Origin of the sequence: Pseudoalteromonas sp. SR41-7 (assembly GCF_014163935.1) — a bacterium.
Taxonomy (GTDB): Bacteria; Pseudomonadota; Gammaproteobacteria; order Enterobacterales; family Alteromonadaceae; genus Pseudoalteromonas; species Pseudoalteromonas distincta.
Genome location: NZ_JACJEF010000003.1, coordinates 358127 through 371063, shown reverse-complemented (window position 1 = coordinate 371063; position 12937 = coordinate 358127). Strand labels below are relative to the sequence as shown.

The 12937-nt window shown below is 40.6% G+C and carries 11 protein-coding genes; 5 read left to right on the top strand and 6 right to left on the bottom strand.

Annotation, left to right across the window (positions count from 1 at the left end; genetic code table 11):
- Positions 1-5 precede the first annotated feature (5 nt).
- Positions 6-593, bottom strand: a complete 588-nt coding sequence (locus H5092_RS06230) for a DUF4202 domain-containing protein (RefSeq protein ID WP_024597860.1) — start codon at positions 591-593, stop codon at positions 6-8.
- Between the two features lie 227 nt (positions 594-820).
- Between H5092_RS06230 and H5092_RS06225 the strand changes: the two genes are divergently transcribed.
- On the top strand, positions 821-2548 hold the full coding sequence (locus H5092_RS06225; RefSeq protein ID WP_182733142.1) for a DUF885 family protein: 1728 nt from the start codon (positions 821-823) through the stop codon (positions 2546-2548).
- 119 nt (positions 2549-2667) lie between these two features.
- Positions 2668-3975, top strand: a complete 1308-nt coding sequence (locus tag H5092_RS06220) for a DASH family cryptochrome (RefSeq protein ID WP_182725230.1) — start codon at positions 2668-2670, stop codon at positions 3973-3975.
- A gap of 29 nt (positions 3976-4004) precedes the next feature.
- On the opposite strand, the gene H5092_RS06215 is transcribed toward H5092_RS06220, so the two are convergent.
- Complete coding sequence (locus H5092_RS06215) at positions 4005-5069, bottom strand: YeiH family protein (protein WP_182733141.1); 1065 nt, start codon at positions 5067-5069, stop codon at positions 4005-4007.
- Between the two features lie 121 nt (positions 5070-5190).
- Here H5092_RS06215 and H5092_RS06210 point away from each other — a divergent pair, with 121 nt between their 5' ends.
- On the top strand, positions 5191-6069 hold the full coding sequence (locus H5092_RS06210) for a LysR family transcriptional regulator (protein WP_182733140.1): 879 nt from the start codon (positions 5191-5193) through the stop codon (positions 6067-6069).
- Positions 6070-6201: 132 nt separating this feature from the next.
- Here H5092_RS06210 and H5092_RS06205 read toward each other — a convergent pair whose 3' ends face one another.
- The 4 genes from H5092_RS06205 to H5092_RS06190 form a co-directional block, all read right to left on the bottom strand.
- Complete coding sequence (locus H5092_RS06205; protein WP_182733139.1) at positions 6202-6648, bottom strand: hypothetical protein; 447 nt, start codon at positions 6646-6648, stop codon at positions 6202-6204.
- Between the two features lie 453 nt (positions 6649-7101).
- The gene (locus H5092_RS06200; protein ID WP_182733138.1) at positions 7102-7560 is read right to left on the bottom strand and encodes a thioredoxin family protein; all 459 of its coding nucleotides are present in this window, start codon (positions 7558-7560) and stop codon (positions 7102-7104) included.
- A gap of 82 nt (positions 7561-7642) precedes the next feature.
- Positions 7643-9610: a hypothetical protein gene (locus H5092_RS06195; protein ID WP_182733137.1), complete on the bottom strand. Its 1968-nt coding sequence runs from the start codon at positions 9608-9610 to the stop codon at positions 7643-7645.
- Positions 9611-9853: 243 nt separating this feature from the next.
- Positions 9854-10765, bottom strand: coding sequence for a LysR family transcriptional regulator (locus tag H5092_RS06190; protein WP_182733136.1), 912 nt, complete (start codon positions 10763-10765; stop codon positions 9854-9856).
- Positions 10766-10939: 174 nt separating this feature from the next.
- Between H5092_RS06190 and H5092_RS06185 the strand changes: the two genes are divergently transcribed.
- Together H5092_RS06185 and H5092_RS06180 are read left to right on the top strand one after the other, a co-directional pair.
- The gene (locus H5092_RS06185; RefSeq protein ID WP_182733135.1) at positions 10940-11617 is read left to right on the top strand and encodes a glutathione S-transferase family protein; all 678 of its coding nucleotides are present in this window, start codon (positions 10940-10942) and stop codon (positions 11615-11617) included.
- Between the two features lie 106 nt (positions 11618-11723).
- Positions 11724-12851, top strand: a complete 1128-nt coding sequence (locus H5092_RS06180) for a zinc-binding dehydrogenase (protein WP_154904095.1) — start codon at positions 11724-11726, stop codon at positions 12849-12851.
- Positions 12852-12937: the final 86 nt, after the last annotated feature.

The following is a 12937-nucleotide window of genomic DNA, read 5'->3' as shown; positions in this document are numbered from 1 at the left end:
TTCTTTTACTCAAGTGCTTTATGAATAAGCCCAACAAGCGGGCCGGGCAATGTAATATTACCTGCAAGTACAAACTCATGCGCGTCATCTGACATTTTTTGCCATGTACGGCGAATAATACCAATCCATTTTTCTTCATTGTAATCTGGTTTTGCATTGGCAAACCCAAGCATATAATGTTCAATAAATACAAGGCTTGCTACATCTTCTACTAATTGGCTGTCTGGGTTACGTTTAATATTTTTTTTAGCGACCGCATCGTACACTCGGTTTTGCTCAGCTTCACCGTAACCAGCTTGCTTCATGAGCGCAACCACGCTGCTAGCATGAAATATATAAAGTGCACTGCGCCACTGATGATAGCCCTGTTTGTTCATTTCAAAATCACTACGTGGCGACTTCCAACGCTGAATATGCTGTGCACGCACTGCAATTTGCATGAGTTCATCGGCATCTGGTTTAAAACGAGTTAACATTTCGCTCATGCGCAAGGCGTATAAACTTTCTTTTGGAAAGCTTTGTCCATTGTGCTGCTCAGTATTAGGGTCTTGGTCGTTTGCTTCATCAATTAAGGTAATTACTTTATTAAACATGACGATCATTTTTTATAATAAGTTTTAGTCATTCTAAACGCTGATAAAACAATAAACTAGTACGCCAATCAGTTACGCAGTGAAATTTGTTCAATCAAAAAGTAAAACCAAGAGTTACAAGTTATAAAAGTAAGCGCATTGATTAAGTTAACTTGGTACTATATTGAGCACAAATTAAAATAAAAAAGCGCGATAAATAATAACAAACTCGCCAATAACGGATGACTATGTTTAAAAAAAGTATTCTAGCTATATGCTTAGCGGTTGCATCGCTACCAAGCTTAGCCGACAGTAACACTGATTTAAAAACCATTATTGATAACCACTGGCAAAATGCAAAAGCTAAAAAAATATTTTTTCGTACCGACCCAGACGGCTGGAAGCCAAACGGTACATTGCCAAATTGGAGCGAGCAAGCCATTGCAAAGCGCCAAGCTTATAACAACAGCGTGCTAAAAAGCTTAGCCAGCATTGACCCAAAAACGCTCAACAACGAGCAGCTAATGAACTACCGCTTATTTAAATATGAGCGAGAAACCGAGCAGCAAAGCTACCTTTATCAAGATAAGTATTTTCCGGTTAATTTTTTAAGTGGCTGGCATACTTATTTTGCCGAAGCCCCCGCTAACATGGCATTTTTAACACCCGATGACTACAACGCATTTTTAATCAGCCTTGCCGACTACCCGCGCTTTAATCAGCAAAATATTGATTTAATGAAAGAAGGTATAAAAACAGGCTTTACTCATTACTGCAAAACCTTTGAAAATTACAGCCAAAGCATTAGCGCGCATATTGTTAAGCAACCTGAAAACAGCGCCCTTTACGAGCCCTTTACACGTATACCAAACACGTTTACAGCAGAGCAAAAATCTACATACCAAAACAAAGCTAAGGCCTTAATCAGCTCAAAAGTAGTACCTGCTTATCAGCATTTTTACGACTTTTTTGAGAACGATTACATGCCTAACTGTAGAGCGCAGCCGGGTATTTCAAGCGTTAAAGGCGGGCTTGAGTATTACAAATATGCAGTTAATTACTACACCACAACAGACGCCACGCCAAAGCAAATACACGAACTAGGCTTAAAAGAAGTCGCGCGTATAAAAACGCAAATGCAAAACATTATTGATGAAGTAGGTTTTGATGGCACATACAGCGATTTTTTAGAATTTTTAGCGACCGATAAGCAATTTTACGCAACAGACGCGCAAGACCTGCTAGAAAAAACCGCTTTTATTACGCAAAAAATGTATGGCAAGTTACCAACCTACTTTAATCATTTACCGCGTAATACCTTTACTATTAAAGGCTCAGCGAGTCGCGGCGCGTTTTATATGCCACCTGCTGATAACCGTTCCCCCGGCACTTATTTTTTAGCCTCAACACCTAAACTACAGCCTTTATATAATTTAGAAGCACTTAGCTTACATGAGGCAATACCAGGGCATCATTTACAAAACGCTATTGCTATGGAGTTAAATGTACCCGAATTTAGACGCACACTTAGCCACTCTGCATTTGGCGAAGGTTGGGCACTATACACAGAGCGCTTAGGTAAAGAAGCCGGCTTTTATCAAAGCCCGTACAGCGACTTTGGTCGTTTAGGCTACGAAATGTGGCGTGCAGTAAGACTTGTTGTTGATACCGGTATTCATGCGTTTGGTTGGAGCCGCCAAAAGGCTATTGACTACTTGGCAGATCACACTGCTTTGCCACAAAGCGCGGTGGAGGATCAAATAGATCGTTACATATCATGGCCAGGCCAAGCGCTTTCGTACAAAATGGGGGAGCTAAAAATACGCGAACTGCGTGCAAAAGCTGAAAAAGAACTCGGGGCTAAGTTTGATATTCGCAGCTTTCACGACACCGTTATCGGCCAAGGCTCGCTGCCTATGGAAGTATTAGAAGACGTAATAAACGATTGGATAGAAAAACAAAAATCGGCTATTTAACATTAAAGGAGGCGGTATTATTTGCCGCCTCTTTTTAAAACCCTCTTAAACACCTCAAAACTAATCCCTACCCGCTTTTGCTTCGTAAAGCTCTAGAGTTTAAAAACCTGAGCAAACCTATGAGCAAACGTATTTTATATTGGCTACAAAACGATTTACGAATAGACGACAACCCTATTTTAAGCGAACTTGCTACTGAGCAATGCGCGCTTGATATTGTATTTGTTATAAACCCGCACTGGTTTAAAAATAATAACTATCAACAAAAGCCATATGGCGTGCACAAACAGCAGTTTTTAATGCAATGCTTGTACGAACTACAACAAGCACTTATTGAGCGCGGGCAAACCCTGCATGTGCTTGAAGGCGAACCTGTATCGCTTTTGAAAGCGCGTATTAATGAGCAAAATATAGATAAAGTTGTATACAGCGAGCAATTTGGCCTGTACGAGCAACGCCAAATAAACTTACTCAAAGCACATTGCCCTAATACTAAATTTACAGGGTCGCAGCAAGACACGCTCTTTAAGCAAAGTGACCTCCCCTTTGATTTAAACGAATTACCTAAACACTTTACCCCGTTTCGTAAAAAGGTAGAGGCCGCCACTAGCCCCATTTCACTTTCAACATTACCAAACGGTTTGCTCCCTCAGCCAATAACCTTGTGCGCTAAAAAACCTTTAGAGCGTATAGCAAATAATGGCGTAATGCATGGCGGGTTTAAAAGTGCGCAAACACATTTAAAACAATACTTTTCAGGTTTACTACCAAGTACTTATAAAATAACTCGAAACGAGCTTGATGGCTTTAATAACACCACAAAATTTAGTACCTGGCTTGCTTTTGGTTGTGTAAGTGCGCGGCAAGTTTATAAAGCAGTTGAGGCGTACGAACATAACCAAATAACAAACGAGTCTACCTACTGGATTAAATTTGAATTGCTATGGCGAGAGTATTTTAAATGGCATGCACTTAAGGCAGGTAAAAGCCTGTTTAGCTTTAAAGGCCAAAAGCAAACAAAACCCCTTACTACATTTATGCCAAACCGCTTTGCTACGTGGTGTAATGGCTCAACACCCTACCCATTAGTCAATGCCATTATGAATGAGCTTAACGCTACGGGTTATATATCAAATAGAGCAAGGCAAATTGCAGCCAGCTGCTTAGTGAACGAGCTTGGCCTTGATTGGCGCTATGGCGCAGCATATTTTGAACAACAATTGATTGATTACGATGTAGCCGCTAATTGGGGTAATTGGCAATATATAGCAGGTGTAGGCGTAGATCCGCGTGGTGGTAGGCACTTTAATATTGAAAAACAAACGTTACAGTTTGACCCGCACACTGTTTACACTAATAAATGGCAAGGCAATGAAAATACCAGCACGCAGCTGGATACCTTAAACGAAGTTGATTGGCCAATTTAAGCCGCCAATCAACTTTTACAAAGTAACGTTTAAAACAGCTCAGCAATACCCACATTAATAGCGTAACCACCCAAGGTTAAAAACAAAAATAAACAGCCTGCTAATAACAGCGGTTTTATACCCGCTTGGCGAATAGCGCCAACATGTGTGCGTAAACCTAAAGCCACCATCGCAATGGTGAGTAATATATTATCAAACCAAACAACTGCGCTTGTAGCGACTTGAGGAATAACTGATAGCGAATGTACACCACTTGCCACAATAAATAACACCGCAAACCAAGGGATTGTAATACCCGCTTTTTGCTCGCCGCCAGGCGCGTTTATATTTGCATGCTTTTTACTTTGCCAAAACGATAAGCCCACTAAAAATGGCGCAAGCACCATCACCCTTAGCATTTTTTCTATAACGGCGGTATCTGCAGCATTAGCGCTTACAGCTGTACCCGCTGCAACCACTTGCGCTACTTCATGAATGGTTGAGCCTACAAAAATACCGTAAGCGTGTTCACTCAATCCCATGTAATCAAACATAATTGGGTAGGCAAACATGCTTAACGTGCCAAACACCACAACCGTTGCCACCGCTACCGATACTTTATGCGCCTGCGCTTTTATAACCGGCTCAGTTGCCATAACCGCAGCGGCACCACAAATAGAACTACCCGCCCCAATTAATATGGTTGTTTGTTCATCAAGCTTAAATACGCGCTTACCTAGCTGCACTGCCAAAATAAATGTGCCTAACAGCATTACAACATCGGTTAATAAGCCTTCCCAGCCCACGCCCGCTACTTGCGCAAAGGTAATTCTAAACCCAAACAACACAACCCCCGCTTTAAGCAATATACTTTTAGCGTAATCAACACCAACATCGGTTTGCGTAGCAATGCGCGAAAACACACTGTTACCCACAATAATGCCAAGCACAATACCAATCGTTAAAGAGCTAAACTGGGCACTTTGCATTACGGGTAACTTACTTAATGCAATAGATGCTCCCGCCAAAACAGCCACCAGCAGCATACCTAACCACCAGCGCGTATCGCCGTATTGCTTAGTATTAATACCCAAATTTTTAATAGCGCTAAGCATACTATTCTCTCAATTGAACAACGTTAAACTGTTGACTTCATTTTAAGAAAGCGCAAAATATAACTCCAATACATTAAAATCATGATTCGATAACTTAAAGTTATGTGATTTGAGAGGCATAATGAACTTGCATGCACTTAGGGTGTTTTATACGGTAGCAAAGCTTGGTAGTTTTTCAGGCGCAGCCGAGGCGCTTTTTATAAGCCAACCCGCTGTATCTAAAGCGCTAAAAGAGCTTGAGCACCAATTAAATATTCAACTTATAGAGCGTGCATCTAAAGGCAAAAAACTTACCTTAAGCGAGGGCGGCCAAGCCTTGTATGATCATGCACGTAGCATTTTTGCTATTGAAAAGGCAGCCATTGAAGATATCAAATCACGCACAGGGCTTAAGCGTGGCACGCTCGTTATAGGTACTAGTACAACCATTGCCAGCTATTGGCTACCGCCTTATTTAGCCAAATTTTGCGCCCAATACCCACATATAAAAGTAGAAGTACAAGTGGCTAATACCGCGCAAATTGAGCACGCATTGCTAGAGTGCACTATCGATTTAGCACTGGTTGAAGGCACACCCACCGAGCCGCACATTATTAGTAAGCACTGGCAAAACGATTTAATGAGTGTGGTTATACCGAGCAACTTTAAGCCCACTAAAGACTTAAGAGCATGGTTAAACGAGCAGTTTTGGCTACTGCGCGAGCCAGGCTCAGGCACGTTAGAAATGTCGGTTAAGTTATTAGCAGAGCATGGCGTAATAGCAGAGCGCAGTATGCAATTGGGCAGCAACGAGGCAATAGCAAGGGCAGTAGCACAAGGAATGGGCGTGGCTTTATTGCCAAATGTAGTTACTGAGGATTTAGTGCAGCTAGGTAAATTAACACGCCTGAGCCAAAAAAATAACGAGCAACTTTCTCGGCCACTTTATCAACTGCATTATAAAGACAGACCGTCTTCACACGCTGCGCAAGCGTTCGAAAAAAGCCTGTTTAGTGAATAATGCTCGCAATCTATAAGTAGTAAGGCACCAGTAGCAAATTTACATAAAGTTTAATCTTTAAAGTCAAAATTTGAGCCCTTTAGTCTTTCTAATGCCTATTAGCTGTATTAGCTAAGTTAAAACTCACTTGTGTTACGTGATACACCTTTCATGCTTTACTATTAAATTAAAATAATTTTTAAACATGTGTTCAGAGCTGGTATCCCTTAAATCCACATCAAAATAGTAGCCGTCTTCTAAAACTTTCAAACTCTCTAAATCATTGCAAATGCGCTCAAGAATCAAATGTTTATATTTTGGAGTTATATTTTTGATTTCATCCAGAGTGAGCCCTTCGGCATCAAAATTCACAACAACTCTTAAACTGGTACCTGAATAACCATGCCTTACAAAACTAATTCGGCTATCAATGGATGAAAAAAAGGTGCTGAAGTGATTTTTATCTTCCTCGTATTTCCATTTAGAAGCATCCCCCCAAATCAAGACAAAAATAGCACCAAAAACAGCGGCAGCTACATACAATTTGTTGGCATTTATCATAAACCACAATTGAACTTTTTCAGTTCGCATTAATTTCATAAGTCACATAACTTTTATGTAAAAGACTAAATCAGTCGGATAAAATAAAAGACTAATAATCAAAACCAAAGTCTTGCTCATTCACATGTGTAGGTAATATAACTAGAGTTAAGAAAAATACCTTGATGCTACACCAATGCCGATAAGTAAAATAATTAATAAAACCCAATATCTTTTTGAACCATCTAAATTTTCACCGCAGACTGGGCAAGATGATGACGCGATTGGAGTCCCGTTAATATTTGTCGTTTTAATTATTGGGGAGGTAATTCCTGATTTACACTTTTTGCACTTCATAAATATCCATATTAATTATAAATAAAATCGCGGGTTGATGCTCACAAAACGCTTACCTAATTGACGTTAAATGACAGGCTATAATTAGCAACAAATCACAGAAAACCAACCTTTATACATCCTTTTAATTGAATTGCCATAACATAAGAATAGACCTTACAAACCCTGAGTTAAGTCTTGCGCTAACGTACCCGTTGGCTTTTCAATTACGCGTACCAACTCTTTGCCATTTTGTTTAACAATAAACGTAGGTGTGTATTGTAAGTCGTGAGCCTGTGCAATGCCTGCATCGTCTTGCTTGTTGTAACCTACGGCCACATAGTCAATGCTTGCAAGTTGTACTTTCGATGCATCAAGTAACTTAATGAGCTTTGGCACTTCGCGTTCGCTGTCGTGGCACCACGTTCCAAATAATACAATTAGCTCCTTGCCTTCTAGCTTTTGCATTAACGCAATGTCTTGTAGTGTTGGTGTATACGCCTTGTATTGCTCGTTAAATTTATCGTAGTCGCTTAGCAGTGCTTGCGTACTTATCTCGCCCGAAAATGGCGCCGTAGCAGCGCAGCTTACAAGCGGCATGCTTAAAGCGCACAGTAAAATTAATTGTTTAAACATAAGGTTACTCTTAATTAAGTATTAAATGAGGCATTTAACGACTATACCCAATATTGAGTGTGGAGTGAACAACTCAAAACCGTTACTTTTTATCCATAAAAAAGTTAACTTGCGATAAGTTAGTTAAATATTCTCGCCTTACGTTTTTATTCTCAGCTAGCTTATCTAAATCACCAATTAGGGTAACTAGTTTATTATGAGAATAGCTGCTTGTTTTTTTAAACTCGTCTTGCTTTTCGTCACTCTCAACACGCTCTTTTTTATTCATGTTGTAGCTGTTTTCGTTTTCTTCAAGCCAAATATCGTCAATTAAACGAATGTCACTTTTGCTAATGGTTTGTTCTTGCATCGCCATTTGCAGCTCGTATTGATTGGTTTGCGGATTAAACTCAAACATTTTTGTATCAACATCAACCTCGTGAGACTGAACAAGCCCCACAAGTTCTTTATTTTTAACCGCAGACCCTACGTTATAACTCTCTTCTTTGTTGTAGTAATCAGGGCGACTGTATTGATAATCAAAGTGGCTACTTACATTTTTACTTTGCGTTACACCGCTAAGCTCCCCTAATTGGCTTTGTTCAGTCGCTTGGCTTAGCTCAATTGTACTTTTAGGCTGATAATCGCCGTTATCAAGCGCATAAGAAAACGTGGCATCAAAATCAGCGAGCTTAGAAATACCCGCTCCTAATGTATTTGGCGCTTTATTACCAAGCCCTTGGTAACGGGCATCGTTTGTAATCATGTTATCAACCAAATCGGCAACCATGGCGCGCCCGTCATTAAAGTGCTGATCTGCAAGTGACTCCAAATTGCTATAACGCTCAGCCGCCGACGACATACTCGCAAAAGCGCCTTTAAACAATGCAAAACCTTGTTGCATTGCCTCATCGCCACTTTTACCAAATGCCGATGTTTTATCATCTTCAGTACTGTTTACTCGGCTATCTTCTAGGCTTTGATCGAGCGACGCTAAATACTGCTGCATTTGCTGCGTGTCTTTAGCGCCAATGGTTGACATATCGAGTGCAAAATCAATGTCGTTTTGCCCACCTGCGGCTTTAAACACAAGTGCTTGCTGGTTTGATGCTTCATCAATGGAGTAACTCAAATCAAGCGTGTTTTCTCCTGTATCAAGCGCATCATTTTGCGTTGTCGAAAACGACACATTAAAACCGGCTAACTGCTCACTATTAAAGCCCGCTAAAAAATCTAAGCTCATGTCTGTTTGATTTGGCACTATAAGAGGGTTGAATGAATTTTCACTCACTTTAAAAAATTCATCGGCCATTTCACCAACACCCGCCATAACCTGCGTTAAAGCGCCATGTTCAGCCTCAGATAAATTGCCATTAACTTCGTAACTTATGCCAAAGCCATCTATCGCTTCACCTGTTTTTTCGTCATAACCTTGCGATGAGTTAAAGGTAATGTTTATAACATCACCCTCTTTAGTTTTTACCGAGAGCTCAAACAGGTAGTTATCGTCATCCTCGTATTTTGCGCGATTAAGGCTTTCCATGTATGGATTAAGTGAGCGCTCAATACGTTGCTGGCTTGAGGCTAAAAACGTTTTTTGCTCATGCCCAAGCTGACCTAAACTCGATAAAATATCGCTGGTATTAGCATAAGCACCCTGAATATTTTTAACTGACGTATTTAATCGCTCAATTAATTGGGTACTGTTTTCGTTTTTCAATGACCCCTCATGCTGAGAGCTTATTACGGTGCGCAGGGCGAGTTCTTCATCGGAGAGTTTATAGTTAAGCGTGCTCGGCGTGCTTGAAATAGTAAATAACGAGGTAAGTTGCTGCTTTAACACGTCCTCTACCTTTTGATTACTGGCTAGTGCTTCATCAAGAGTTTCATTATTTAACTGGCTTAATAACCCATCGGTTATTTTTGACTCGTTAGTTTGTAAATAATTAATAGCTTGAAGGTCGCTGCTGGTGTGTAGCGAAGGACTCACAGAGCTTTGGTTTGCGTTATTAACTGATTGGGCAAGTAAAGTGCTTAAATTAGCGTGGCTGCCAAGTGCATTATTAACCATGATTATGCTTAATCGCTAAACCCTGTTAAGTAATTTATCGGTCACAGCATTAAAAGCTTTAGCTTAAGGAGACGTTTTTTACCTATTATTTATACAAACAACCCATTAATAAATTAAATAAGCATAAATGACGTAAATCTAAACCGGATAAGCGTAGGTCGGATAAGTACAGCGCCATCCGACAATTCACCACTCTATTTATTTACAACACGCCTAACTCTTAAGCGTTATTCTGCTCGCTCATTACTCTTCATCTGTTTCTTTTATTCTTTTTACTAAAAAGTCGACCGCCGCTTTTACCTTTGGTACTAAATAGCGCTGCTTTTGATACAACAAATAAACCGCCATAGTCGCATTTTGGCTTATCGCTAATTCATGCTCAAACTTAAGCTCTTGCAACTGGCCAGACTCAAGGTATGAGTCGAGCGCCCACCGAGTAGACATTAAAATGCCCTCACCATTACACGCTTTTTTAGCCAGCCACGAACCGTTATTTGAAATAGCGACCGCAGGCCCAGAAACGTCGTGCCATTGCTCATCTACTTTACATAACCACGGAGTTGGCCCCGCTGGCGTTTTAAAATAAAGGCCACTGTGGCCCTTTAATTCCATAACATTAGTAGGCACGCCGTATTTTTGTAAATAGCAGGGTGACGCGACAGGAATAAAGCCATTATCCATTAGTTTTATTGCTAGCACGCGTTCATTTGGCGCATAACCACCACGAATAGCAATATCTACATCGTCACGCCCAAGTGTAGACAACTCATCACTTAAGCTAACATCTAATATAATTTCGGGGTATAGCGCGCTAAATTCATCAAGCAGAGGCAGTAATATTTTATCACCAAAACTCACCATTGAGCTTATACATAATCGCCCCATTGGTGTTGTTTGATAACTGCGCACTGTTTCGTGGCTTTGCTCTAGCTGATTTAATATTTGCTGAACATCGTTATAGTAAATTTGCCCAACTTCAGTCAATTTAACTATACGGGTCGAGCGCTTTAAAAGCGTCGCCCCTAGGCTTTTTTCTAAATCAGCAACTCGCCGTGACAACGACGAGGGCGGCACATCAAAAGCTTTGGCGGCTTTAGTAAAACTGCCCGTTTCAACCACCTTAATAAAATACCGTATGGCTTTTAGTTGATCCAAGTCGCCTCTCCATTAAATAAAACTTTTTATTGTCTTAAAGACAAAAGTGATTCGCATTTTCCCTTATATATAAGCAAATTAAAACAAGTAATAATGTACTCAACCTAAAGACAGGGACTTAAATTGCATTTTTTGGCAATGAGTATCTTCACGTTAATGATGGAAAGCTGACTTATGATTACTTTGCACGGTTTTGCTGCTAGCAACTATTACAACCTAGTTAAACATGTACTTTTACACAAACAACTGCCATTTAAAGAACACCTTGTTTACGGCGGTAGTGAAGAGTTACTAGCAATCAGCCCTGCAGGCAAAGTGCCTGCAATCACAACAGCTAACGGGCTTAATATTTCAGAGTCGAGTGTTATTTGCGACTTTATAGAAGAGTCGTATCCACAAACCCCGCTATATCCTGAAGATGCAGGTGAGCGCGCAGTTGTACGTCAAATTATGAAAATGGCAGAGCTTTATTTTGAACTGCCAAGCAGACGGTTCATCCCTTATGTATTTTCAGGCGCTGAAGTAACCGACACAACTAAAGCCGAAGTACGCCAAGTATTAACGCGTGGCGTAACTGCCTTGAGTAGCGTGTGTAAGTTTTCGCCTTGGATTGCAGGCGAGCAATTTACCATGGCAGACATTTACGTTTATTACGTAAACACCATAGTTAGCGCCTTTGGCTCAAGCCAGCTTGATTGGGATGTATTAGCACAAGTTCCCGGCATGAAAAAGTGGAACGAATCAATGAGCCAATTAGCCATTGCCCAAAGCATAGAGGCCGATCGCCAAGCGAATATGGCTGAATTTATGCAAAAAGTGAAAGCGCAAATTCAAGCAGCAAACGCTAAATAACGCGTAGCTATAAAAGCAATCTACTCTAATTTTTAATTACTAACACAGATCGCCAATACAATAATGCTATTGGCTTAACAAATTTAATTCTTTGCAGGAGACACCTATGACAAATAAAAATATTCAACTTACTTCAACTATCAGCGAAGACAATAAACTTACACTTGCCTTAAAAAACATCGAGATGCCAAAGCCAAATGCCGATGAAGTGGTTATTCGTATTGAAGCTGCACCATTAAACCCATCAGACTTAGGCGTTTTATTCAGCGCAGCTGATATGTCTACTGCAAAGCAATCGGGTACTGATGAAAATCCAGTAATTACTGCCGATGTTCCAGCTCAATTTATGCCATCACTTAAAACTCGTGTTGGAAAAGCAACCCCTGTAGGTAATGAAGGCGCAGGCACCGTAGTAGCTGCGGGGTCATCACCAGCTGCACAAGCATTAATGGGTAAAACCGTTGCAGTAATTGGCGGCGGTACGTATCGTCAATTTATATGTGCCAATGTACAAAGTTGCCTAGAGCTAAAAGAAGGGACTACTGCTAAAGAAGGTGCATCATCTTTTGTTAACCCACTTACCGCACTAGCAATGGTAGAAACCATGCGCGCCGAAGGCCATAAAGCCATTATTCACGCCGCAGCGGCCTCTAACCTTGGCCAAATGCTAAACCGTATTTGCATTGCCGATGGCGTTGATTTAATTAATATTGTTCGCAAACCAGAACAAGAAAAATTACTGCGCGATATGGGTGCAAAATATATTGTTAACTCAAGCAGCGACACTTTTCTTGCTGACCTAACAGCTGCAATAATCGAAACCGGTGCAACTATAGCGTTTGACCCTATTGGTGGCGGCCAACTAACAAGTGACATTCTTAACTGTATGGAAGTTGCAGCTGCGCGCGATATGAAAGAGCACACAATTTATGGCTCTGATACATTTAAACAAGTGTACATTTATGGCGCACTAGACCGCGGCCCTATTACATTAAACCGTAACTTTGGCTTTGCTTGGGCTGTAAACGGGTTCTTGTTATTTAATGCTTTAGGTAAATTAGGCACAGATACAGTAATGAAAATGCGCAAACGCGTTGCTGATGAAATCACCACTACATTTGCGAGTAACTACACGCACGAAGTGTCATTAGCTGAGGTATTACATTTACAGTCAATCGCGGCTTATTCTAAACAAGCCACCGGCGAAAAGTACTTAATTAAACCTCAAGCTTAATTAAATATTCTTCGTTAAAAATTAAAAAGCAGATGCTAATTAGGTATCTGCTTTTTTACGTTTAAATATACGCACTCTACTATTGC